This window comes from Alkalihalobacterium chitinilyticum (assembly GCF_029028005.1).
Classification (GTDB): Bacteria; Bacillota; Bacilli; order Bacillales; family Bacillaceae_F; genus Alkalihalobacterium; species Alkalihalobacterium chitinilyticum.
The window spans coordinates 51,623-76,372 of sequence record NZ_JAOTPO010000009.1; the positions used below are offsets into that span (position 1 = coordinate 51,623).

24 protein-coding genes are annotated in these 24,750 nt (G+C 37.7%); 18 read left to right on the forward strand and 6 right to left on the reverse strand.

Annotated features, from left to right (window positions below; translation table 11 throughout):
• The first annotated feature begins 161 nt into the window (after window positions 1–161).
• The 6 genes from N7Z68_RS13685 (at window position 162) to N7Z68_RS13710 (ending at window position 7,546) form a co-directional block, all read left to right on the forward strand.
• Window positions 162–1,319, forward strand: coding sequence for an exonuclease SbcCD subunit D (locus tag N7Z68_RS13685; protein WP_275119041.1), 1,158 nt, complete (start codon window positions 162–164; stop codon window positions 1,317–1,319).
• Complete coding sequence (locus tag N7Z68_RS13690; protein WP_275119042.1) at window positions 1,316–4,408, forward strand: AAA family ATPase; 3,093 nt, start codon at window positions 1,316–1,318, stop codon at window positions 4,406–4,408. Before N7Z68_RS13685 ends, N7Z68_RS13690 begins: the two co-directional genes overlap by 4 nt.
• Before the next feature lie 295 nt (window positions 4,409–4,703).
• Window positions 4,704–5,879 carry an acyl-CoA dehydrogenase family protein gene (locus tag N7Z68_RS13695; protein ID WP_275119043.1) on the forward strand — a complete coding sequence of 392 codons (1,176 nt, stop codon included), beginning with the start codon at window positions 4,704–4,706 and terminating at the stop codon, window positions 5,877–5,879.
• Between the two features lie 39 nt (window positions 5,880–5,918).
• Window positions 5,919–6,683: a 3-oxoacyl-ACP reductase FabG gene (fabG, locus tag N7Z68_RS13700; RefSeq protein WP_275119044.1), complete on the forward strand. Its 765-nt coding sequence runs from the start codon at window positions 5,919–5,921 to the stop codon at window positions 6,681–6,683.
• 12 nt (window positions 6,684–6,695) lie between these two features.
• The gene (locus tag N7Z68_RS13705) at window positions 6,696–7,145 is read left to right on the forward strand and encodes a MaoC family dehydratase N-terminal domain-containing protein (RefSeq protein WP_275119045.1); all 450 of its coding nucleotides are present in this window, start codon (window positions 6,696–6,698) and stop codon (window positions 7,143–7,145) included.
• Window positions 7,142–7,546: a MaoC/PaaZ C-terminal domain-containing protein gene (locus N7Z68_RS13710; protein WP_275119046.1), complete on the forward strand. Its 405-nt coding sequence runs from the start codon at window positions 7,142–7,144 to the stop codon at window positions 7,544–7,546. The genes N7Z68_RS13705 and N7Z68_RS13710 overlap by 4 nt, the downstream gene beginning before the upstream one ends.
• 121 nt (window positions 7,547–7,667) lie before the next feature.
• On the opposite strand, the gene N7Z68_RS13715 is transcribed toward N7Z68_RS13710, so the two are convergent.
• The gene (locus tag N7Z68_RS13715) at window positions 7,668–7,874 is read right to left on the reverse strand and encodes a YjcZ family sporulation protein (protein ID WP_373323149.1); all 207 of its coding nucleotides are present in this window, start codon (window positions 7,872–7,874) and stop codon (window positions 7,668–7,670) included.
• 231 nt (window positions 7,875–8,105) lie between these two features.
• Here N7Z68_RS13715 and N7Z68_RS13720 point away from each other — a divergent pair, with 231 nt between their 5' ends.
• A complete protein-coding gene (locus N7Z68_RS13720; RefSeq protein WP_275119048.1) occupies window positions 8,106–8,279 on the forward strand; it encodes a hypothetical protein in 174 nt (57 codons plus the stop codon).
• Between the two features lie 163 nt (window positions 8,280–8,442).
• On the opposite strand, the gene cbpA is transcribed toward N7Z68_RS13720, so the two are convergent.
• Complete coding sequence (gene cbpA / locus N7Z68_RS13725; protein ID WP_275119049.1) at window positions 8,443–9,090, reverse strand: cyclic di-AMP binding protein CbpA; 648 nt, start codon at window positions 9,088–9,090, stop codon at window positions 8,443–8,445.
• Between the two features lie 100 nt (window positions 9,091–9,190).
• On the opposite strand from cbpA, the gene N7Z68_RS13730 reads away from it, so the two are divergent.
• From N7Z68_RS13730 to N7Z68_RS13750, 5 genes are all read left to right on the forward strand, one after another.
• The gene (locus N7Z68_RS13730; protein ID WP_275119050.1) at window positions 9,191–10,012 is read left to right on the forward strand and encodes a PRD domain-containing protein; all 822 of its coding nucleotides are present in this window, start codon (window positions 9,191–9,193) and stop codon (window positions 10,010–10,012) included.
• Window positions 10,013–10,300: 288 nt separating this feature from the next.
• Complete coding sequence (locus N7Z68_RS13735; RefSeq protein ID WP_275119051.1) at window positions 10,301–11,677, forward strand: sucrose-specific PTS transporter subunit IIBC; 1,377 nt, start codon at window positions 10,301–10,303, stop codon at window positions 11,675–11,677.
• 65 nt (window positions 11,678–11,742) lie between these two features.
• Window positions 11,743–12,690 carry a carbohydrate kinase family protein gene (locus N7Z68_RS13740; protein WP_275119178.1) on the forward strand — a complete coding sequence of 316 codons (948 nt, stop codon included), beginning with the start codon at window positions 11,743–11,745 and terminating at the stop codon, window positions 12,688–12,690.
• Window positions 12,691–12,714: 24 nt separating this feature from the next.
• Window positions 12,715–14,160, forward strand: a complete 1,446-nt coding sequence (locus N7Z68_RS13745) for a sucrose-6-phosphate hydrolase (RefSeq protein ID WP_275119052.1) — start codon at window positions 12,715–12,717, stop codon at window positions 14,158–14,160.
• 263 nt (window positions 14,161–14,423) lie between these two features.
• A complete protein-coding gene (locus N7Z68_RS13750) occupies window positions 14,424–15,650 on the forward strand; it encodes a SulP family inorganic anion transporter (RefSeq protein ID WP_275119053.1) in 1,227 nt (408 codons plus the stop codon).
• A gap of 63 nt (window positions 15,651–15,713) precedes the next feature.
• On the opposite strand, the gene N7Z68_RS13755 is transcribed toward N7Z68_RS13750, so the two are convergent.
• A complete protein-coding gene (locus N7Z68_RS13755; RefSeq protein WP_275119054.1) occupies window positions 15,714–15,881 on the reverse strand; it encodes a hypothetical protein in 168 nt (55 codons plus the stop codon).
• Window positions 15,882–16,055: 174 nt separating this feature from the next.
• On the opposite strand from N7Z68_RS13755, the gene N7Z68_RS13760 reads away from it, so the two are divergent.
• The 3 genes from N7Z68_RS13760 (at window position 16,056) to N7Z68_RS13770 (ending at window position 18,684) form a co-directional block, all read left to right on the forward strand.
• Window positions 16,056–17,003 (forward strand): DMT family transporter, encoded by a 948-nt coding sequence (locus tag N7Z68_RS13760; protein WP_275119055.1) that lies wholly within the window; start codon window positions 16,056–16,058, stop codon window positions 17,001–17,003.
• A 161-nt stretch (window positions 17,004–17,164) separates the two neighbouring features.
• Window positions 17,165–17,857, forward strand: coding sequence for a futalosine hydrolase (locus tag N7Z68_RS13765; RefSeq protein ID WP_275119056.1), 693 nt, complete (start codon window positions 17,165–17,167; stop codon window positions 17,855–17,857).
• Complete coding sequence (locus tag N7Z68_RS13770) at window positions 17,854–18,684, forward strand: 1,4-dihydroxy-6-naphtoate synthase (protein ID WP_275119057.1); 831 nt, start codon at window positions 17,854–17,856, stop codon at window positions 18,682–18,684. The genes N7Z68_RS13765 and N7Z68_RS13770 overlap by 4 nt, the downstream gene beginning before the upstream one ends.
• A 54-nt stretch (window positions 18,685–18,738) precedes the next feature.
• On the opposite strand, the gene N7Z68_RS13775 is transcribed toward N7Z68_RS13770, so the two are convergent.
• Entirely contained in the window at window positions 18,739–19,608 is an 870-nt protein-coding gene (locus N7Z68_RS13775) for a VanW family protein (RefSeq protein ID WP_275119058.1), read from the reverse strand.
• 198 nt (window positions 19,609–19,806) lie between these two features.
• Complete coding sequence (locus N7Z68_RS13780) at window positions 19,807–20,079, reverse strand: DUF1292 domain-containing protein (protein ID WP_275119059.1); 273 nt, start codon at window positions 20,077–20,079, stop codon at window positions 19,807–19,809.
• Window positions 20,080–20,287: 208 nt separating this feature from the next.
• Here N7Z68_RS13780 and dacB point away from each other — a divergent pair, with 208 nt between their 5' ends.
• The 3 genes from dacB to N7Z68_RS13795 all read left to right on the forward strand — a co-directional run bounded on the left by dacB (window position 20,288) and on the right by N7Z68_RS13795 (window position 23,903).
• Window positions 20,288–21,742 (forward strand): D-alanyl-D-alanine carboxypeptidase/D-alanyl-D-alanine endopeptidase, encoded by a 1,455-nt coding sequence (dacB, locus tag N7Z68_RS13785; RefSeq protein ID WP_373323150.1) that lies wholly within the window; start codon window positions 20,288–20,290, stop codon window positions 21,740–21,742.
• A gap of 79 nt (window positions 21,743–21,821) precedes the next feature.
• On the forward strand, window positions 21,822–22,535 hold the full coding sequence (locus tag N7Z68_RS13790) for a DsbA family oxidoreductase (protein WP_275119061.1): 714 nt from the start codon (window positions 21,822–21,824) through the stop codon (window positions 22,533–22,535).
• A 183-nt stretch (window positions 22,536–22,718) separates the two neighbouring features.
• Entirely contained in the window at window positions 22,719–23,903 is a 1,185-nt protein-coding gene (locus tag N7Z68_RS13795) for a sensor domain-containing diguanylate cyclase (protein ID WP_275119062.1), read from the forward strand.
• A 132-nt stretch (window positions 23,904–24,035) separates the two neighbouring features.
• Here N7Z68_RS13795 and N7Z68_RS13800 read toward each other — a convergent pair whose 3' ends face one another.
• Window positions 24,036–24,524: a hypothetical protein gene (locus N7Z68_RS13800; RefSeq protein WP_275119063.1), complete on the reverse strand. Its 489-nt coding sequence runs from the start codon at window positions 24,522–24,524 to the stop codon at window positions 24,036–24,038.
• Between the last annotated feature and the right edge of the window lie 226 nt (window positions 24,525–24,750).

The window sequence follows — 24,750 nt, forward strand, 5'->3', positions numbered from 1 at the left end:
TATATCATTATCGCTTCGCTTAAATAATAGGTGTACCATTTTTGGTATACCTTTTTTGTCATAATAGAAGTAGTTAAACAAGGCTCTTTTGTAAGTTTTGAGAAGAACCAAAAAGCAAGTACACATTTTTAAATTTCATTATAAAAAGGATGGTGCTCAGATTGAAATTTTTCCATACCGCAGATTGGCATCTCGGAAAATTAGTACAAGGTGTCTATATGACAGAAGATCAAAAACATGTACTAGACCAATTGATCAAAGAAGTAGAAAAGGAAAAGCCAGATGCTGTCGTCATTGCTGGAGATTTATATGATCGCTCCATTCCACCGACTGAAGCTGTCGATCTACTAGATGAAGTATTAGAAACGATCGTTTTAAAATTAAAAATTCCAGTACTTGCGATTGGCGGAAACCATGATGGTCCTGAGCGCCTTGATTTTGGAAGGAAAATTATGAAGACGAACGGTTTTCATATTGTAGGTCAATACACAGATACGTTTGACCCGGTCATTCTGCATGATGAGCATGGAGAAGTACATTTTCATCTAGTTCCTTATGCCGAACCTAGTAAAGTTCGCTATGAAATGCAACTAGAAGACGTCCGATCTCATAATGAAGCAATGCAAGCGATTATTCATAAAATTGTTGAAACGATGGATAAAAACGCTAGACATATTTTCGTTGGACATGCCTTTGTAACTCCGTACGGAGAAGAAAAGCCAAATACAAGTGACTCGGAACGCCCGCTGGCGATTGGGGGAGCCGAGCATGTCAATGCTAACCTGTTTGCTCCGTTCCATTACACAGCTTTAGGGCATTTACACCAAGCCCATCACGTTGGGAATGAAAAAATTCGTTATGCAGGTTCACCATTAAAATACTCAATCTCGGAAGAACATCATAAAAAAGGCTACTATATCATCGAGTTAGATCAAAGTGGTGAAGTGTCAGTTGAAAAAAGATTGTTAGAGCCACGCCGAACGATACGTACTGTAGAAGGTAAGATTGATGAAATTGAGCAGCACGAACGCAATGAAGATTACGTATTTGTTAGATTATTAGACGAGAGTCCAGTCCTATCACCGATGGAGAGGATTCGTTCGGTTTATCCTAATGCGATGCACGTAGAAAGAGTGATTTCCTTTTTAGCTGCGGATCATGACAACGAGGAAACGATGGCACGATCCAAAATGGATGAACTTTCTCTTTTTAAGGCGTTTTATAAAGAAGTAAAAGGCTCAGACATAACAGAAGAGACTGAACAATTATTCAGCGCAGTGTTACAAGAAACGATCAGACTGGATGGTGAGCGCAAATGAGACCGATAAAATTAACATTAACTGCGTTTGGACCTTACAAACATAAGGAAGTCATTAATTTTAGAGACCTAAAAGAACACCGTCTATTTGTCATTTCTGGAAATACAGGAGCAGGAAAAACGAGTATTTTTGATGCGATTTGTTTTGCTCTATATGGTGAGGCAAGCGGTGAAGATCGTAATGATTCAAGAATGCTTAGAAGTCATTTTGCAGCGGATGAGGACCATACATCTATTGATTTTGAATTCGAACTTCGTGGCCGGATGTATCGTGTGTTTAGACAGCTCGCCCACATTAAAGGAACAAATAAAACAGCAACTGGTGACAAATATGAATTGTATGAAATAACAGACGGCCAAGAAACGTTATTAGTCGATCGTTTGACGGTAACCCATGTTAACGAAAAGCTTCAAGAAATTATCGGATTAACGAAGGAACAGTTCAGTCAAATCGTTATGCTCCCACAAGGCGAATTTCGAAAGTTATTAACGTCAGAAACTGAAGACAAAGAAGAAATACTTCGAAAGATTTTTAAAACAGGATTGTTTAAACATGTAACAGAGCGTTTAAATGAAAAACGTGTTTCGTCACAAAAAGTATACGAAGGACAAAGGCAAGAACGTGACCTTCATATTAAAAATATTTCTAAAAACCTCCCTTCGCGTGAGGGTTCATTGTTTACAGAAGTGTTTGCTCAAGAAAATTATAATACGCACCAAGTCCTCGAAGCTTTAGCAGATGAAATGTCGTATTACCAACAAGAAACAATTCAACAAAAACAACGGTTGGACGAACAAAATCAGCTCCTTCAAGAAAAAACGAAACAATTTCATGAAGCAAAAGCAATTAATGAACGATTTGAAAATCTAGAAATGAAGCGGAAATTAAATGAAGTTCTAGAACATAAAATTCCTGAAATGAATGAAAAAGAACGAGAGCTCACGCTAGCGGAAACAGCTAGCCAATTAGAGGTTCATGAAGGACATTATAAAGAAATCGAGCAAGAACTTCAGCTAGTTAAAGAGCAACATGAAAAAGCAAACAGAGAACTTGTACAAGCAGAAGCAGCTAAGGTCACAGCTGAAAAAATGTACAAAGTGGAAGAAGAGAAGCATGAAGAACGGGAAGATATAGTAGTTCTCGTTAACAAGTTAAAAGAATATGTACCAAAAGTAGCCAAACTCGATGAACATCGAACGTCATTACAACAATTGAGAAAAGAAGCGGAGCAATTAGAAAAACAAACAGAAGCCTTTACGTTACAGTTGAAGCAACATAAAGAGATAAAAAGTGAGAGGACAGCTGAGATTAAACGTCTTGAAACAAATAGTCAAGGTTATGCGCTAAAAGTAGAGCAACTTCAAGACATGAAAACAAAAGTAAAAGCGGTTCATGAGTATATAAGTTTGACAGAAAAGCAATCACAATGGTCTACACGGATGCAAACAAAGGAAACGGCTTTTGGGGAAGTGAAAAAAGCCTATGACGAATTGGAGGCCCTATGGGTTGCCGGACAAGCTAGTTTATTAGCTGAACACCTGCACGACGGGGAATCGTGCCCTGTTTGCGGCAGTGTTGAACACCCTGAGAAAGCTATTCAAAAACACAATATTCCATCGAAAGAGCTTCTTGAACAGAAAAGGAATGAAAAAGATATTATTGAAGACCAGTTTCGGAAATTACAAGCTGAACTCAGTACAATTTTTATTCAGCTGGAAACTAAGCAACAAGAACTTCAAGAATTAAGTATATCGCCTGAAGAACCACACAACACATTACAGCAACTCACTGAAACAGAAATGGTGTTACAAAAAGAGATCACTCAACTTAAAACAGAGCAAAGAGAATTGGAGCAACACAAAAAAGCACAGGAACAACTAGAAAAAAACATGGAACAAACAGAAACGGAAAAACTCCAAGTCGAAAAGCAATATAATCAAACAATCATTACTTTTGAAAAAGAAACGACGTTACATGAACAACTCTTAAAAGACATTCCAGCGGATCTTCAGTCACTAGAAAAGCTTCAAAATGAAGTTACCCAAAGAGAAGAAGAGAAGCAAAAGATTGAGCGACAGTGGAAAGCGGTTCAAGATGCATTAAACGCAGCGAATGAACGCTACTTCACTACGAAAACGACAATTGCTAATGTGGAAAAACAATTCTTATCTACAAGTGAGAAAAAAGAAAAAGCGTATGATAAGTTTCAGGAACAACTGTTAGCAACTGGCTTCACAACAGAAGAAGAGTACCACGGGGCAAAACGAACAAAATTAGAACGAGATGACCTGAAAGAAGAAATTGAAACATTTAAGACGGACTTAGCTACAACGAAAAAGCAAGTATCCGAACTCGAAAGTGAATTAAAAGGTAAAGAACGTTTCGATCTTGTTGCGTTTAAAATGGAACTTCAACAATTAGAACAACTAATTGAGAAAGTAAGATTAACGTATATTCAAATGGACACTAATGTGAATTTGATTAATCAATCTATTATAGATATTGAAAGTGCAAGTGAAAAAGTGAAGGAAGCTGAACAGATTTATTATATTCATAAGGACCTTTATGATGTTGTTCGGGGCGATAATGCGAAAAGGATCTCGTTTGAGCGATACTTATTAATCGAGTTTTTAGAGCAAATTGTTCAAGTCGCGAATCAACGATTAACTCGACTTTCCAATGGTCAATTCCAGCTTGTGCGAAGTGATCGACTTGAAAAAAGAGGAAAGCAAAGCGGGCTGAGTCTCGATGTGTATGATAATTATACGGGACAAAAGCGTGATGTAAAAACGTTGTCAGGTGGTGAAAAGTTCAATGCATCGTTGAGTTTGGCACTCGGTATGGCTGATATTATTCAATCACACCAAGGTGGGATTTCTATAGAGACGATGTTCATTGATGAAGGATTTGGCTCATTAGATGAAGAGTCACTCAGTAAAGCGATCGATACGCTTATTGAACTGCAACAATCCGGAAGGCTGATCGGTGTCATTTCACACGTTCAAGAACTCAAACAAGCAATACCAGCGATTTTAGATGTGAAAAAGACAAAAGAAGGTCACAGTCAAACGGCATTTGTAATTAAGTAAAAAGGAAATTTATGAGAAGGTGGCTCAAAAAGGGCTCTTTATCTTATTATTTCACTATATATACGAAGGGTAAATGTAGTGAGTAAGGGATATGGAACTTTGCAAAGAGTCACCTCTATTCTTCTACTATTTCATAAAAACGGCGAAAAGAACGTCAATTTTTAAAAATTATATAAAAAAACTAACAAAAAAATTAATTTTCTGAAAATTAACTAAAGACAACATACTAACCGGTAGGTATAATATAAATAGAAAGGGGCAACTCTTAACTTTTATTATGTCTGGGGGAATTAGTATGCATTTACGTTTAACAGAAGAACAACGAATGGTACAAAAGACGATTCGCAAGTTTGTGGAAAATGAACTAATGCCGTTAGAGAATGAAGTATTACGTAATGAAAGAGAAGGAAGACCAAGCCTTTCAGCGGAACAAATGAAAGCGCTTCAATTGAAAGCAAAAGAATTTGGTTTCTGGGGGATTAATACACCAGCAGAATATGGGGGGGCTGATCTCGGCAATATGATGTTAGCCATCGTCATGATGGAAGTTTCAAAGACGTTCGTGCCATTCAGTTTTGGCGGCAGTGCAGACAACATTCTTTATTATGCAAATGAAGAACAAAAGAAAGAATACTTAATACCAACGATTAATGGTGAAAAGAAGTCGTGTTTTGCAATGACTGAACCAAGTGCTGGCTCAGATACGCGAAACATTAAAATGACGGCTGTGAAAGATGGAAACGAATGGATACTAAATGGGGAAAAAACATTTATTACAGGTGGAAACGAAGCTGACTTTGTCATGGTTATCGCGATTACTGATAAAGAAAAACATAAGGCGACAGGCACAGAAGGAATTACTTGCTTTATTGTAGATCGTGATATGGGCTGGAGATCTGAGTATATTGATACGATGGGAGAATGGGGTCCAGCTGGATTAGTGTTTGATAACGTTCGTGTGCCGGAAGAAAACATTTTAGGTGAGCTTCATAAAGGGTACCAGCTTGGCTTAGAATGGATTGGGTTTGCTCGCTGGATCGTGGGAGCCGCAGCAGTAGGGGCGTCCGAACGACTATTACAAATGGCAATTGATTATTCTAAAGAACGTGAAACGTTTGGTAAACCGATTGCTGAAAGACAAGCTATTCAGTGGCAAATTGCGGACTCTGCCGTTGAAATTGAAGCAGCTCGTTGGTTAACCTTAAATGCAGCATTTACGCTTGATCAAGGTGAGGATAATCGCCACGTAGCCTCAATTGCCAAATTATATGGTTCTAATATCGGCAATCGAGTCGTCGACCGTGTATTACAAATCCACGGCGGTATGGGCTATACGAGGGAATTACCGATTGAGCGCTGGTATCGAGAAGCAAGGCTTTGGAGAATTTACGATGGCACAGATGAAATTCAGCGTTTAATCATTTCTCGTAATTTACTAAAAGGTCATGTTAAGTTGGGACAATCTATTTAATAAATTATTAAGTTTATAGCTTATAGGAGGATAATGAATATGAGTAATCGTTTTGATGGAAGAGTAGCTTTTATTACAGGTGGCAGTCGTGGAATTGGAAAGGGGGTAGCCTTACAATTAGCTCAAGAAGGAGCTAAAGTAGCAATTGTGGATGTTAACGAAGAGGCACTAGCAGAAACGTCGAATGAATTTAAAGAAAAAGGGTATGACATTTTTACAAAAGTAGTAAATGTCGTTGAAGCGGAGCAAGTACAAGGAGCGGTTGATGAGGTTGTTCAGGCATTTGGTTCCGTAGATATTCTTGTAAATAATGCCGGAGTCATCCGTGATAACTTATTATTTAAAATGACAGAGTCAGATTGGCAGACGGTTATGGATGTTCATTTGAAAGGTTCATTTAACGCAGCTAAGGCTGTCCAAACACATATGGTTAATAACAAATACGGATGTATTATTAACATATCTTCGACTTCAGCTCTTGGGAATCGCGGGCAAGCCAACTATGCCGCAGCAAAAGCAGGTTTACAAGGATTTACAAAAACGTTGGCAATTGAATTAGGGAAATACGGAATTACTTCAAATGCTGTAGCACCAGGGTTTATTGAAACAGAAATGACGAAAGAAACAGCAGCAAGAATCGGTGTTCCTTTCGAGGATTTCATTGAATTTGCTATCCAGGAAATTCCTGTTGGAAGAAGTGGTAAGCCTAGTGACATTGCGAATGCTGTTGCGTTTTTTGCAGATGAGAACTCATCGTTTGTTAATGGCCAAGTGATTTACGTAGCTGGTGGACCAAAAGATTAGTGAGGTGAGAACATGTTTAAAGATTTTATCGGTAAACGTTCAAATAAAGTAAAAAATGTCGTTGAAAGAGGCGCAGTGAAGAAGTTTGCGGAAGCTATTGGTGACCCTCATCCTATTTATATTGATGAGAAAACAGGTCAACAGTCAAGGTACAAATCCAATATCGCGCCACCTACCTTTCCGAGAGTATTTGATTATGGCGAAATCGAAGGTTTCAACTTACCGAACATTGGCCTTATCCACGGGGAACAAGTCTATCATTATGAGAGACCTCTTTTAGTAGGTGAAGAGATTAACTGCTTTGTTGAAGTAGTTAATTATGTAGAAAAGTCAGGTCAAAGTGGTTCGATGGGTTTTTTAACTTTTAACCGTTATGGGGAAGATTTAGAAGGAAACACTATTTTTACAGAAAAAATGGTGGTTATCATTACTGAAACCGTTAGAAAGGGGTTAAGTGTATGAGCAGTTTAAAAGAATTACAAGTAGGCGAAACATTAGAGCCGGTTCAACTTTCCCCTGTATCTAGAATTGATTTAATCAAATATGCGGGAGCATCAGGGGATTTCAATCCAATTCATACAATTGATGATGAGGCAACAAAAGCTGGGTTACCTGGAATTATTGCTCACGGCATGTGGACGATGGGTAATTTAGCGAAGCTGTTTACAGCTCATTATGAAGAGGGTTTCATTCAGGATTATAAGATTCGTTTTAAAGGAATGGTTTTCTTAAATGATGTCATTACGCTAAATGCTAGTTTAGTCGAAGTAAATGATGGGAAATTAACTTTTGATGTAAAGGCTGTCAATCAAGACAACCGTGACGTGATCAAAGGCAGCGTTGTTTACAGTTTACATGACTAGATAAACAATGTAATCGGCTGACTCATTTATAAGTGTCATACGCCCCTATTTAAGATAAAGAAGGATATCTTAAATAGGGCGTAGACATTTTAGGAGTCAGCCGCATACAATTATACAGTTATTAGCAGACTTTTTTATGACCCCAAGACGCACCGATTATGATTAACAAGATGAACAGTACGACAATTAGTGAAAAGCCTGCGCCGTATCTAGGTCCATGTCCTACACCAGCCACTTGTGGGCCATAACCAAACCCTGGACCTGTGTGAGCACAACCTGGAAGCACTGGACTTACAGGGTAAGCACCGCATCCGTGTCCAAACATAATAACACCACCTTTCTTATCAGGTAGTACATTGTATGTATAATTGTCACGAAGAGTTAATAAATATATGAATTGGAGAGGAATTTTTTAGGAGTATGGACAATAAAATCTTTATGTACACCCCTGTATTCTAGAAATTTCAGGAGTATTAGTGAGAATTAAAGACTTAAAGATTAGGCTCGTTAACTAGAAACTTTATTTGAGGTGCGGCGTCTAATGAATGGAGGTGAGATAATGGTTGAATATGCGAGAAACTTTTTTATTGCTGTTTTTTTAGGATGTGTATTATTAGGTCTGTTTATCGTAGGCACGAGCGCAACCAATGCACAATCGACTCTAGAAGTGAGTACTGCTAATCATGAACAGCCAGCAGAAACTGAAAAACTTTTATTAGAAAAAAAGAATTGACTCATTGATTATTGAATTGGGTTAGAAACTACAATGACAGAAAAAGTAAGGGAATATGTCTTATGCTTTGCATTACGCAATACATAAACTGAAATTCCTTTTTATCTATCGTCTATACATGAAGAAAGGCCGACCCTAACTCGGTCAGCCCCAACAACCTGTTTTATTGATCAAAATGTTCAAACGGCTCTTCCGTGTCAAAAACTCGGAAGCCATTTTTGTTTAAACTGGAGATAATTTTCTGGCACAATGCCTCGTCTACTTCTTTCGGTAAAGTAACAACAATTCGTCGAGAATACGTTTTCCGATTATCTAAAGTAATCAAACTTTGAATGTGAGTATATTTATTAATGACTTGAGTTACTTTATTTAGTGCCCCTTTATATTCCATCGCAATAATTGATAAAGTATAGCTTCCTTGGTCGACGCCCCAACTGTCTTCTAAAATATCCATAATATGACCATGAGTTAAAATCCCAACAAATTGTTCTTTTTCATTTAGAATGGTTAAGTATGGTAATCTTTTAATGGAGAGAAACGCTTCAAAGAAGGAAGAATTTTTATGGATTGTCGCTGCTTTGTCTCTAGCTAATGTAGTTACCGGTAAAGACAAATCGCCTTGTTCTTTTACGATATATTCATAGATTTTCGATTTATAAATATTCCCTAAAAATTTTTCACTGTTTTCATCTAGAATGGGGATGCAACGATATCCGGATTCCTCGAGTTTGGTTAGTGCTTCTTGTAACGTATCGGTCTCCTTACTAAAGACAATATTTGATATGTCTTTATAAATGTTACTCACTCTCATATAAATTCCTCCTTTGACTGTATTACTATATTATTTAGTAATATTATACTTCATATGGTACACTAACTAGCATGAAGAATATGTCGAAAAGGTGTAGTCCGTGAAAATATATAAAATATTAAATAATAATGCCGTTGTAGTAAAAGAACATGATGAAGAGAAAATTGTCATGGGTTCAGGAATTGCTTTTCAAAAAAAGAAAAATGACATTATTAATCGTCAAAAAGTTGAGAAGATCTTTGTAATGAATGAGGGAAACGAAAAATTCCAAGAGCTTTTGAAGACATTACCTGAAGAACATATACAAATAGCTGAGGACATCATTACTTACGCGGAAGGTTATTTACAAGTTCCGTTAAGTAATCATATTCATATTTCTTTGACCGATCATCTATCCTTTGCGATTGAACGTCATCAGCAAGGATTTCAAATTAATAATAAGCTATTAACTGAAATTAAGGCCTTATATAAAAAAGAATTTGAAATTGGAAAATGGGCGGTTCAGTATGTTGCAGAAAAATTAAAGGTACAACTACCGGTCGATGAAGCAGGACATATTGCTCTTCATATTCATACGGCTAAACTTGGCAGCGGTGATATAGCAAGTACACTTCAACAAACAACGATCATAAGTGAAATGATTGAAATCATCCATCAAGAGCTCGGGATGGATCTCGATGAAGAGAGTATCTCCTACCAACGGTTATTAACACACCTGCGTTTTGCTCTAACACGAATTGAAAGTAATGAGCCGTTTCAAGTGATGGACCCAGATATGTTAGAAATCATTCAAACTAAATACGCAAAAGCCTATACCATTGCAGTAAAAGTAGCGGATTATCTTGAAAAGGAGTACGATATTCAACTACCAAGTTCTGAAATGGGCTATATTTCACTGCATATTCAAAGGCTCATAACGTAAAGGTGTGTCTGGTATCTCTTTCAATAGTCACAACATTAAATTTGATTATCGAATCTTAGCGAATAAAGTCGAAAAGTTTATTTTAGTTGTTGACGAAAGATAGATTTCAGATTACAATGAAAGCGTATTAATTATATATTGTAGGATTGTTACTGGTTAAGCAGGCAAGACCTAAAATGCGTAAAAAGGATTCCCTTTTTCTATGGGGGTATTCTATGCATTTTAGGTCTTTTTCTTTTGTCTAAATGACTGCCAAACGATCCATAATAAAATATTGGAGTGATTAGAATGAACCACAAAGAGGTAGCTTCACAGCTCATTCCTCTCTTAGGAGGAAAAGACAACATTATTAGTGCAACCCATTGTGCGACACGTTTAAGAATCGTTTTACAAGACGACTCGAAAGCACAGAAAACTGAAATTGAGGAGTTAGATGGAGTGAAAGGAGCTTTCTTGAGCTCAGGACAATTCCAAATCATATTTGGAACTGGTATCGTCAATAAAGTGTATGGCCCGTTTTCTGAAGAGGTCGGTTTAAAGGAGAAAGAAGCCGTTGATCATTCAGAAGCGGTGAAAAAGAAGATGAATCCGTTTGCGAGGTTCGCTCGTACATTATCAAACATCTTTGTTCCTATCATCCCGGCCATTGTTGCAGCTGGTCTATTAATGGGACTGCTTGGAATGCTTCGAACCTTTGAATGGGTAGCTCCTGATAGTGCATTTATTGTTTTACTTGATATGTTTTCAAGTGCAGCCTTTATCATTCTTCCTATCCTAATTGGTGTTAGTGCAGCTAAAGAATTTGGAGGAAATCCTTATTTAGGAGCGGTTATCGGTGGAATTATGACGCACCCGGCCTTGTTAAATCCATGGGGCCTAGGAAATGCTGAACCGGATATGCTTCCTTTCTTAGGTTTTGAAATTGCATTAATCGGTTACCAAGGAACAGTTATCCCTGTGTTACTTGCGGTCTATTTTATGAGTAAACTAGAAAAAGGACTTAGAAAAGTTGTTCCCAATTCAGTAGATTTATTAGTTGTTCCATTCATTACCATTATTGCTACCGGATTCGTTTCTCTAATGATCATCGGACCACTTGGTACATTTGTGGGTGATGGCATTACAACCATTTTAAACTTTGTTTATAACCATGTTGGGTTTGTAGCTGGATTATTGTTTGGTGGTACTTACTCTCTTATCGTACTTACAGGAGTACACCACAGTTTCCATGCCATTGAAGCAGGGTTAATTGCAAGTATTGGTATTAACTACTTACTTCCCATTTGGTCAATGGCCAACGTTGCACAAGGTGGAGCAGGACTTGCAGTATTCTTTAAAACGAAACGTGCAAAAACGAAAGAGATTGCATTACCTTCTGCTTTTTCCGCTTTCTTAGGTATTACAGAACCTGTTATTTTTGGGGTAAACTTAAGGTATCGTAGACCATTTATAGGAGCGATGATTGGTGGAGCTTTAGGTGGAGCTTATGTTGTATTCATGAATGTAGCAGCAACGGCATACGGCTTAACAGGTATCCCGATGATTGCGATTGTCTTACCACTCGGCACAATTAACTTAATGAACTATTTAATTGGATTTGCGATTGCTCTAGTAGCTGCGTTTGTGGCTACGTGGATCTTAGGATTTAAAGAAGAGGAAAAATAAATAGTTGAGAACAGGCGATTGATGCCTGTTCTTTTCTCAACTTTTAATGGAGGGTTTACAAGATGATGAAGCAAGGTGTCATTTCGTTAGGTGAGGCTTTAATTGATTTTATCCCGTTAGATAAAGATAATATCTCATACCAGAAAAGTGCTGGTGGAGCGCCTGCAAATGTAGCCGTAGGACTTGCACGTTTAGGTGCGAAATCAACGTTTCTTGGAAAAGTAGGCGACGATGTCTTAGGGCATTTTTTAAAAACAACATTAGAGAAATATGGTGTACAGACCAACTACATGTACTTAGACCAACAAACTCGAACGGGTGTTGTGTTCGTTACACTAGCAGCAGATGGAGAGCGTAGTTTTGATTTTTACATTAATCCAAGTGCGGATCAAATGTTAACAACAGAAGAAATCACACCAGAACTTTTTGAGGAAAATAAAATCCTTCATTTCGGTTCAATTAGTTTAATCAATGATCCCGCGAGATCAGCTACGAAAAAAGCAGTAGCGCTTGCAAAAGAAAAAGGCATGCTCATTTCATACGACCCTAATTTACGCTTAAACTTGTGGCCGAGTGAAACAACAGCTAGAACAGCGATTATCTCTATGCTTGATCAAACCGATGTTTTGAAAATCTCAGAGGAAGAACTGGAATTCATAACAGGCAAAAAAGATCTTGCCGAAGGGCTAGAAGCATTAGCTCGTTATGAGATCCGGCTGATCTTTATCACGCTAGGAGCGGATGGTTGTATTGTGTACTTAAATGGTGAGAGACAGTCAGTACCTGCAATGAAAGTCGATGCGATTGATACAACTGGTGCTGGCGACGCTTTCGTTTCAGGAATTTTATACCGACTTAATCGAACGGAAAAAGAAGTACATTCATTAACTCTTGAAGAAGTTGTAGAGATGGCCAGGTTTGCAAGTGTGTCAGGTGGATTAGCAGCTTCTACAAAAGGGGCAATGACAGCATTACCGACATTACAAAAAGTTGAAGAAATGTTAGAAAAGTAGTTAGAAGAAAAGGAGTGATCACTTGTGGATCGTAACAGTGATCTAATTCATCAAGCTGAACAAACAGTTGCAGAATATAAAGATATAGTCAATCAAGATAAGTACCGTTTACATTTTCACTTGATGCCACCCGTAGGATTATTAAATGACCCGAATGGTTTTATTCACTGGGAGGGGAGATATCATTTATTCTATCAGTGGAATCCGTTTAAAACATCTCATGGTGCCAAATTTTGGGGACATTATAGTTCAAGTAATTTAGTCGATTGGAAAGAAGAGAAAATCGCCCTTGCCCCGAGTGAATGGTTTGAGAAAAATGGGTGCTATTCAGGAAGTGCCGTAGAAGACAATGGAAAACTAAAGCTCCTTTATACAGGAAATGTGAAAGATGAACAGGGGAACCGGGAAACGTACCAATGCTTGGCGGAGTCGACGAATGGAACTGATTTTAAAAAGAAAGGCGTTGTTCTGCGTCTGCCGGAAGGATATACTGCTCACTTTCGCGATCCAAAAGTCTGGAAGTATGAAGGAAAGTGGTATATGGTCATTGGCGCTCAATCCGCGCAATTAGAAGGACGAGCAGTGTTGTTTTCATCAAACGACCTTGAAGAATGGACAATCATTGGTGATGTGGCCGGGACGAATTTAAACGGTCTCGGTAACTTCGGGTATATGTGGGAATGTCCTGATTTGTTCCAATTAGAAGAAAATGACATTTTACTTGTGTCGCCTCAAGGACTTAAACCAGAAGGCATGCTTTATCAAAATGTCTATAATACCGGATATTTTGTAGGGAAACTAGATTATCAAACGGGTGCACTCGAGCATGGTGAATTTTTTGAACTCGATCGTGGCTTTGAATTTTATGCACCGCAAACAACAGTTGATGATCAAGGCCGGCGCTTAATGTTTGGCTGGATGGGTGTACCTGAACAGGAAGAAGATAAGCATCCAACGATTGCTCAGCATTGGATTCATGCGATGACCATTCCGCGGGAGTTGTTATTTAGAGATGGTCGTATTTTGCAGCAACCTGTTAAAGAATTACAGGACCTGCGAATAAATGAATCGACACTCACAGATGTTAAGGTTGATCCACAGCATTCGTTTTCCAAACTGGAAGGATCGGTTTATGAACTTCAAATGCATGTAGAAGAATTTGAAGCTCAGCAGCTAGAAATTTCTATAAAAGATAGTGTTCAACTTCGTTACAATAAAAAAGAACAAGTGTTTACACTTGAACGAGTGAGTTTAACTAAGGGGGCACCAGAAGTACGTCAATGTCAGCTTACTAACTTGACTAAGATTCAAGTGTTTGTCGACACTTCTGCGATTGAAATTTTTATTAATGATGGACAGGAAGTGTTTACAGCTCGGATGTTCCCTGAGGATGTTTCTAATAAAAGTATTGTCTTTAAAGTTGGGGACGGTCATGTAAAGGGTTCGATCCAAAAGTGGGATTTTGAATAAGAGAATACATTTGTATCACCATGGCTTTTTGAGAAGCTGTGGTGTTTTTTTATACTTTTAGATATATGTTTTCTTATTAATAGATACGTCCTTAAGTTGGGGGGATTGGTTTTTGAGATCGGTTGGGTAAAGGGTTAATTCCTTCAGTTGATATTCGATTGTTTGGACTAGTCATGATTGTGATTGGCTTTTCATATGAATGGGTTATGTCTGTCCCATAAAAATAAAGAGGAAAATGTGGCAGGAGAGGAGGGATTCAATAGTTGTCTTACTGGAAAAACAGTTTTCATCATGACATGGTCGCTGGAGTCATCGTTGCAATATTAATTATTCCACAAGCAATTGCTTATGCTATTCTAGCTGGTGTTCCTCCTGTTGTAGGATTATATTCAGCTACAGTCCCAGTTTTGATCTACTTATTATTCGGCACCTCACCACACTTGTCGGTAGGTCCGGTTGCTGTCGTATCTTTGCTCATTTTTTCAGGTGTATCATCCATTGCGATACCTGGCACGGATGATTATTTTAGTCTAGTAATAACAGTCACTTTTTTAGTAGGTGTATTACAGGTGTTTTTTTCTGCCTTGAAATTCGGTACATTGTTGGAATGGATTCCTTATAGTGTCATCAAAGGCTTTACCTCGGCATGTGCGGTTATTATAGCAGTTAGTCAAATTGAAAATTTAATTGGATTTTCACTTGGGCACTCTACATCAGTCATTCATACTTCTATGACGTTATTTACAAACTTAGAGAGTATACATTTGGCAACGTTTTTAATTGGGTTAATAAGTATACTTCTCATCTTAACGATTAATTCTATCAGTAGAAAATTACCAACACCGTTGTTTGTGGTAATTATTTTAACTGTCAGTGTATCTTTTTTTCGCTTAGATAATTTTGGGGTGCCGATCATAGGACAGCTTCCGCAAGGGTTTCCAACCTTTACATTACCAATGTTTAATGCAGAGGTATTAATGGCAGTTTTTCCTACAGCTATCATTATAGCTTTTATCGGATACATTGAGTCAATTGCGGTCGCAAAAGTGATTGCAGAAAAAGAAAATTACAAGCTAGGGGTAAATCAGGAACTAACTAGTTTAGGATTAGCTAATACCATCGGTGCTTTTTTTTCGAGTATGCCAGTAGCAGGAGGCATTTCACGTTCAGCAGTAAATTACGATTCTGGTGCAAGAACAAAGGTTGCTAGTTTGATTACAACGATATTTATATTTTTAACGCTACTGTTGTTTACGCCATTATTTTATTTTTTACCGAAACCAACCTTAGCAGCAATTATTATAGTGGCAATCACTAAAATAATTAACATAAAAGGATTATGGTTAACTTGTAAATCTAGTAAAAGAGACGGCATTTTATTACTGACTACATTGTTCATGACCTTGTTATACGGTCCAGAGTGGGGAATCGTATGCGGGATAACACTTGGCGTACTATTGCAACTGTGGAACTCACGCATTTCCCTTTAGTGAACTAAAGGTGCCAGGCACCGTTATACACTTTTGTGTATAATTGGTGCCTGGTACCTTTTTTTAGGTTGCGTTGTGATCGCTTTCCTCGTAGGCGATAAGGATGACGTCTTTATGTGCTTCAGCCTGCAAATCTTTTTCTAATTCTATAACACGATTTAATAATTCAGGGCTGAGATCTGCTGCAGTGTATCGATCATATTCCATAGGTTGTTTACGGTCGTTTGTCATGGGTTCCTCCTAAGTTCGGATAAATTATTGTAATATGTCATTAACTTTCTCACCAATATCTGTTATTATTCAATCATGTGTCATTATTTCAATATTTGAAATATATAAATTTTGAATGAATAATCATACAAAGAATAGAGAGCTGTTTTATTATATTCGAAAGGAACATGCAGCTTGCAAACTACAAATACTAAGTTACGTTTACTTGGAATTGGGCTTGTTTTATTAGGAGCTATCTTATGGGGAGTTTCAGGTACGGTTGCTCAATTCTTATTTGAAGAAAAGAGCTTTAGTGCTGAATGGTTAGTTGTTATTCGGTTACTTATAGCAGGTCTTTTATTATTGCTTATCTGTGTCTGGAACCATAATCCGAACGTCTGGAAAATCTGGAAGGTGCAGAAGCATCGATATGCGTTGATTTACTTTGGAATTGTCGGAATGCTGGGAGTTCAATATACATACTTTGCAGCAATCGAAGCGAGTAATGCGGCTACAGCCACATTACTTCAATATCTAGGTCCTGTTTTTATTACGGTATATATAGCAATTAAATCGAAAGCTCTACCTACTAGGAGTCAAGTGATAGCGATCTTTCTTGCGCTTTCAGGAACCTTTTTACTCGTTACTCATGGGAATTTTCAAACGTTATCCATTTCAGGGTGGGCGCTGTTTTTGGGGATCGCATCAGCACTTGCGCTAGCTTTTTATACGTTGCAGCCCATTCAGCTATTGAAAGAATACGGATCAGCAGTTGTTGTTGGCTGGGGAATGGTAGTCGGTGGAGTTGTTATGAGCTTAATTCATCCCCCTTGGCAAGTGGTTGGTTCAATCTCTTTAGTATCGATACTAGCCGTGTTATTTGTTATCATTTTTGGTACTTTAATTGCTTTTTATAGTTATCTAGAAAGTTTGAAGTATTTAAAAGCAACAGAAACAAGTTTATTAGCGTGTGCTGAACCATTATCAGCCGCGATTTTAGCTGTCATATGGTTAAATGTTGCGTTCGGCCTCTCAGAATGGATTGGAGCATTTTGTATTATGGCAACGATCGTTATCCTATCGCAAACAAAACCGAAAGCCAAAACGACAAATAACCAAATTCACCGAGCTAAAACGAATTAGTGAAAAAACATCTCTCTTGAGGTGTTTTTCTTTTTGATATTATTTGGTCTGGATGAAAAAGTGGACTACTGAGTCAAGTTAAATTTTATGGTAAAATAACGTAGTACCATTTTTCGACATACATAAATTAAAAAGATTCTTACCCCAAAGGAGTATTTCCATTGAATCAGAATACGACAAACGAAAACCAACATAAAGAGAAGATCAATAATAGAAAAATTCTTATCATTACTTCAGTTGAAGCGGAAAAAGAAGCGATATTGCGCGGACTGAAACCGACGAACTCTATTGATGTGGTCGTTTCAGGAGTCGGCATAGCAGCTGCAGCTACTGCAACAGCTAGAGTATTAGCAACTAAAACTTATGATTTAGTCATCAATGCAGGAATTGCGGGTGGATTTGTTGGACAAGCAGAAGTGGGATCGATTGTCATCGCAAATGAAATCGTTGCAGCCGATTTTGGCACAGAAACACCAGAGGGTTTCGCGAGTATCGATGAGCTCGGGTTTGGTTCGTCTCGAATGAAAGCAGATGAAAATCTAGTTGAAGTTGTTTCAAAGACATTTAGAAACGCAGGTCAAACGGTAACAACTGGTCCGATTATTACGGTTTCGACAGTGACAGGGACGGCTGAAACTACCGAAGAAATGTTGCGACGAGTACCTAGTGTTAAGGCGGAAGCCATGGAAGGTTTCGGAGTTGCAACAGCTGCCGGACAATTCGGTATCCCGATTCTTGAAATTCGTACAATTTCAAATGCAGTTGGACCAAGAGATCGGGATGCCTGGCGGATAAAAGAAGCATTACAAACTTTACAAGAAGCAAGCACCATTTTACAGGAGGTTTTAACTTGAAAATAGCTTATTCTCCATGTCCAAATGATACATTTGTTTTCCATGCATGGGCACATGGGTTAATTCCTGGTGCCCCTATGCTTGATGTCACATTTGCAGATATTGACATAACAAATAACTTGGCAACGAAACCAAATAATCTAGATGTTCTTAAAATTTCATATGCTGCACTGCCTTGGGTATTATCAGAATATGCTTTGTTGCCATGTGGAGGCGCATTAGGCAGGGGGTGTGGACCGTTAGTGCTGACGAAAGGTGAGATTAAAGAGGCGACAGAGTTAACTGGTCGTCGTGTAGCTGTACCGAGTGAACGTTCAACCGCCTATTTATTATTCCGGCTCTGGGCCGCACAAAACATTCCTGGGGGAGTAGAGATTGTAGTTATGCCGTTTCATGAAATTATGCCAGCGGTTCGCGACGGGAAAATAGATGCTGGGTTAGTCATTCATGAGGCAAGGTTTACATATCAAACGTATCAATTAAACATGTTACAAGATTTAGGGAGTTGGTGGGAAGCAGATACGAATTTACCAATTCCGTTAGGGGCAATCATTGCTCGGCGTTCACTTGATCTTTCGGCTATAACAGATTGGATACGTTCATCCGTTGACTATGCATGGGCAAATCCAAAAGCGTCAGAAGATTATATATTATGTCATGCACAAGAAATGTCAATGGACGTTGCCCAAGCCCATATCAATTTGTATGTGAATGAATTTACTAGAAATTTAGGTGATGAAGGCTACGAAGCCGTCTTTTCGCTCCTAGGCCGAGCGGCAGACGAAGGCTTAGTCCCGAAATTTGACCTGAATGCATTGCGTTTATAAGAGAACGTTAATAGTAATAGAGTATGAAGCAGTTCAAATCATTAAAGATAATATTTATGATGTTTTCTTTTGCGGTTTAACAAATGTTTCGGAAGAAAAAATTCGAATTATTACTGATCCACCATATAAACGTGCTTGGATGAGTAATGGTTGAGTGTAGTTATTTTTAAATTTAAAATCAGGTCCGTACCAACTGACAGTTGCATCACGGCCAGGAGGGACATATCGAACACGACGACTATGGGAATAGCGTTGGACGATTTCTACACCAACTTTATCAACGGCATTAAAAAGGGTAGAGGACACTTGGCAAATACCACCGCCAATTCCATCAGTCAACTCGCCTCTAACAATAATGGGGGCGGGTAAATATCCTTTTTCAACGGTACGATTGCCAACTACTTGGTTAAATGAAAAGGTTTCTCCAGGAAAAACAACGTAGTTATTAATCGCATCTACAGCTAAAGAGATATTATGAGCTCGTTGTTTGTTAAATTTATTAAAATATGTGACATATTGTCCAACCTGTTTGTTGCGAAGCGATAAAAGTAGTTCGCTGTCAACGCGAGGGTAGGTAATGAATCGTGGAACTTCAATTTCATCAGAAGAGTTATTAAAAAAGTAAGCGTAAAAAGCTTCAGAAAACCGTTTCCGATCTAACGAATACCCGTATTGTTCCGGAACTAACCTGCCGTAAGGATCAATAGTAGCATCCACCGGTTCTTTCGTTACTTGCTCTTCAATTTTATCAATGAAGGTTTCCAGTTTTTCTTCATCCACCAGTATCCCTTGGAAAACAGGTGATGTAAAATCAGACCGGTTGACCGTGGCCAGTGTTTCACCTTTAAACGTAATGGTTAAATCACTATGTACATTTATGATTTGCATAAAAATTAAGATGAAAGTAATAAAAGTATAATTCATCAGAAATAATCCCTCCTACAACTAGTTTGAGTTGTAAGATAATTTTTCATGAAATACAAAAAATGGGAGTGTCTAAGTTGGTAAAAAAATAGTGTGTGCGCTAGTTCTCACGTATAAGGATAATTGTAGCAATAACAAATCCAAAAAAACTCAACGACTTGAATAGAACAAATCGCTAGAGTTCATCAACTTACCATTTCAATAGAAATCATTCTCGTCCTCAGCAGGGTTGGCTTCTACTGCAATTTCGTAGGCACTTAGAATAGCATCCCGCTCTTCAGGGTCGGAGAGACCGACTAACTGCTGTTCTCCTTCATGATCCTCAACACGCATTAAAACAATTTCATCATCTGAAGAAAGAAGCGCATAAGAATGTTCGTCCATATCAAATAATGCTTCTACCGCATAGTCCATTTCATTTCCATGTTCATCTTCTACGGTAATATGATCACGTAATTCATTCGGTTCCACATAATCACCTCACTTCATTATTCAGACGTAATATGCCCTTCAACGAGAGTATTTATTTTAATCAAAAAGAAATGTTATTCATTTTTACATGAATTGCCTGTGATAAGAAAAAATACAAATACAAATTACTATTATCATTCATTACCATGTACTGCTATAGCTATGTGACGTGATTTAGAGGTGGTTGAGCTTGAAATTAATATATAGGATGTTTAAAATTCAATTCATTTGTTTTTTTGTATTGTTATTCTATTTCTATGGAAGCCCTGTGGTTGCAGCGATTATCGATCACCAAATAATAAGTAAGAAGATTGATCAGGTCCTGCAAGACCAGTCTCATTTAGAAGGCTCCTTAGTTTCAATCAGTGTTCGATCGGCGGCGACAGGAGAATTACTATATGAATATAATGGAGATGTTCGCTTAAAGCCTGCTTCTAATATGAAAATACTAACGGCTGTTGCTGCTTTGTCAACATTAGGGGAAGAGTACTGCTTTCAAACAGAAGTCCTAACCGATGGAAAGTTGAAATGGGGAATACTGCACGGGAATTTGTATGTAAAAGGAAAAGGTGATCCGACGCTTCTCAAGTCTGATATTGATGAAATGGTAAAAACGCTTAAGAAGCAAGGTATAAAAGCAATTCGAGGTAATTTAATTGGTGATGATACATGGTATGACGATGTACGTTATTCGATTGATTTACCATGGAGTGATGAGACGATGGGGTACGGATCTGCGATTTCAGCATTAACAGTAGCTTCATATGAAGATTATGATGTCGGTACAGTTACGCTTCAAATCGTTCCCAGTGAAGAGGTTGGTGAACCTGCTCAAGTGATTATGCAACCGTCCAACACCTATTTGGAAATTGTCAATCTCACAAAAACGGTTTCCGAAGATGAGAAAGAAGAACTAAGTATTGTACGGAAACACGGTACAAACCAAGTGCTAATTGAAGGAACTTTACCAATACATACAACAGACTTTAAAGAAACGATTGCAGTATGGGAACCAACTGATTTTGCCTTACATCTTTTTAGACAATCGTTAAAGGAACAAGGCATTTATTTGTTAGGCAATGTATCAAACGGTGTTACTCCAGACAACGCAGCGGTTTTGAGTGAACACACGTCAATGCCATTAGCTGATATCCTTATCCCTTTTATGAAATTGAGTAATAATGGACACGGTGAAATGCTCGTTAAAGAAATGGGGAAGATTGTGAACAATGAAGGATCTTGGGAGAATGGTCTTGAAGTTACTGAGCAAGTACTTAGACGTTATGGTATGAATATGGATTCGATGTTATTAAGAGATGGATCTGGCATCTCACACACGAACTTAATTCCAGCCAATGAACTGTCGAATTTATTATTCACTATCCAGAACGAAGAATGGTTTTCTACTTTTTATCAATCGCTTCCTATTGCCGGAGCATCAGATAAAATGATCGGCGGAACATTAAAAAGTCGTATGAAGAACACACATGATCGGATTAGGGCAAAGACAGGAACATTAACATCTGTGAGTACGATATCAGGTTATGTGAACTCGGCAAGTGGGGAAACGTTTATTTTTTCAATACTCACCAATAACATGCTTGATAATAAATCAGGCAAGAACTTAGAAGATCAAATTTTAATGGTATTGGCAAATTTTTAAAATCGGTGAGCATATTGCTCAGTCTTGCTTTCCAAGATATGATATTCTCTTTGTAAAAGTAAAAATGAGGTGTGTTTTAATGAAGATTGAAGTTTGGTCAGATTACGTATGTCCGTTTTGTTATATTGGAAAACGGCACTTAGAAAGTGCTTTAGAAAATTTTTCTCATCGAGACGAGGTCGAGGTAAAGTTTAAGAGTTATGAACTAGACCCACACGCTAGTCACAATACGAACGAATCGATGTATGAAATTTTATCTAAAAAGTATGGCATGTCGGTTGAAGAGGCTAAAAAAATGACGGATGGTGTTGCTGCACAAGCAAAGACGGTTGGACTTGACTTTGATTTTGATCAAATGATACGAACGAATACTTTAGATGCACATCGTCTTGCTAAGTTTGCGGAATCAAAAGGTAAGGACAAAGAAGTGGCTGAAGATCTATTAAAAGCTTATTTTATTGAGGCGAAGCATATTGGTGATCATACGACTTTAGAAGAGCTGGCGGTCAATGCAGGTCTCGATGTAAATGATGTGAAGAAGGTATTAAACAGTAATGCCTTTGAAGAAGAAGTACGATCAGATGAAGCGAAAGCGAAAAATATCGGTGTTCAAGGAGTTCCGTTCTTCGTGATTAACGATAAGTATGCCATTTCCGGTGCACAACCAACAGAAACATTCCTAAATGCTTTACAAAAAGTATGGGAGGAAGAGAATGGAGAATCACCGTTAAAACCTCTTACATCAGCAGGGGATCAAGGTGCGACATGTACCGATGATCGCTGTGACTATTAAACATTGTAACCCAATTCACATTGTGAGTTGGGTTTTATAGTGGAAAAATTAATTCGATTCGACAAAATCATTTCTATTTCTACAAACTCTGCTATAATTGAGGACAGTTAATGAAATACTCATTTAAAGATAATTATGATAGTAAACTTCATTTTGAAATTCTTAAAAAGTTGGAGTGGTTTTTTGAAAAATATAAGTAAGGTATTTACTATATACACCTTTGTTTGTATGGGTCTTTTTTTACTTGTCCATTATGCGTTCCAGGTTCCAAATGCTGTTCTACTTTTCGTTGTACTGCTAATTCCCATGTTTTGGTTATGCAGTCGATACAATCATTTGCAAAAAGAAAAGGCAAAGGTGGATTTAGACAAAAGTGAACTCGAAAAAAACTATCATTCTCTCGTAAAGGAAAATGAACATCTTCATGAATTGATGAACAGTTTTAATGAAACTTTTTTCTCTTATAATGTAAATGAAAATAAGCTATTTATCACGAAAGGAATTGAGAGCCTTTTCTCTCATGATCAAGAAGACTACCATCAAAATGTTAGATTAATAGAAACCGTTTTAAAACCATTGGAGGAAAGCACGACTTCATTTCGAGATCAATTGTTTGCGAATCGAAAAATGAGAAACCAGCTGGTTGTTACCGATAAATACAATGAAAAGCGCTGGCTTGAAATATCAACCACGCCTCTGTTTGATGGTTCGGAAACCATTGTTCGAGTAGATGGTATGATTTCAGATATTACGAAGCGTAAACAATTAGAAGAATATTTAAGGCAAATGGCTTATTACGATGAATTAACCGATTTACCGAACCGCAAGTTAATTCATAAACACTTGCGGAAAGCAATGGCGAGATCAAAACGTCACCAGCACAGCTTAAGCATTATGTTTATTGATTTAGATGGTTTTAAAAAGGTGAATGACACATTAGGACATGAAGGTGGAGACATCTTATTAAAAGAAGTGGCTAACCGACTTAACAGTTGTGTAAGAGAAGAGGATTTAACGGGACGTCTCGGTGGAGATGAATTTATGATTGTCTTTGAGGAGACGAGTAAAGATGAAATTATTGGCATTGCAGAGCGAATTTTGTCAGTTGTTTCAGCTCCGTACACGATAAATGAGAATGAAGCAAAAGTGACACCAAGTATAGGGATTAGTATTTTGCCCGATGATGGTGAAGATTTAGAGACACTAATTCAAAATGCTGATAAGGCAATGTATCATGCAAAAGAAAAGGGTAAAGGAACATATCAATTCTTTTCTCCAGAACTAGAAGATTATCACTCTAAAAAGGTGGGCATCTTTGAAAAGTTTATAGAGTCTGTCTCTAAAATAAAAGAAACTTACATTCGCTAAGAATGGGGTTTAAGCGCTGCTGCTTTTTCAACAGAGATGTGAAGGTATAGAAGGGACTTATCATAAAGGATAAGTCCCTTTCTCTGTTCAAAGTAACAGAAGATGATTGTTACAGTTAAAAAGAGTGTGTCGTTATTGTTGTTGATTGCTTTGATTTTGGTTATTTTGGTTTTGACTATTTTGACCTTGCATTTGTTGATATAATTGCTGTTGCGTTTGATCAATTTGTTGTGTAACTTGGTTCAACATATTAAATGATTGAAGAGATTGCTCTACACTAGATAACATTTGCGAAGCTTGGTGAATAGATTGTTGAAGCTGTTGGAAAGTTTGTTGTTGCTGTTGTTGGGCTTGTGAACTAAATTGCTGGAATTGTTGTAAAAGTTCTTGTGATTGTTGTTGATTTTGTCCAAATGAAGAACTCATTGAAGACATCTGTTGTCCAGAGGATTGTAATTGATTTAATACGTTTTGCATATTTTGTAACTGACCTTTTAAAGGGGAAATTTCTTCACCAATCTCTGCCTCTACTTTAGCGGCAGCTAACCTTTCAATTTTTTCTTCCGCTGCTTCCTCTGCACGTTCTGCATACATTTCATCCATTTCCATGTCTCGACCCATTCTAAGTTCCTCCTTAAATTTGGTGTTTAAAGTAAACTGAGTAGTGCTCAATGATTACTCAGTTTCAAAGCATCTAAAGTGAAAATGATCCACATTCCTGCGCTCCATTAAATACGTACGATCATTACACATACTACATATAGACACTTTAGACCTAAGTTATTATGAGGAATCAAAAGGTTTTTATACCAAAATAAAATGTTAAAAAGTGTATGTAAAAAGTCAG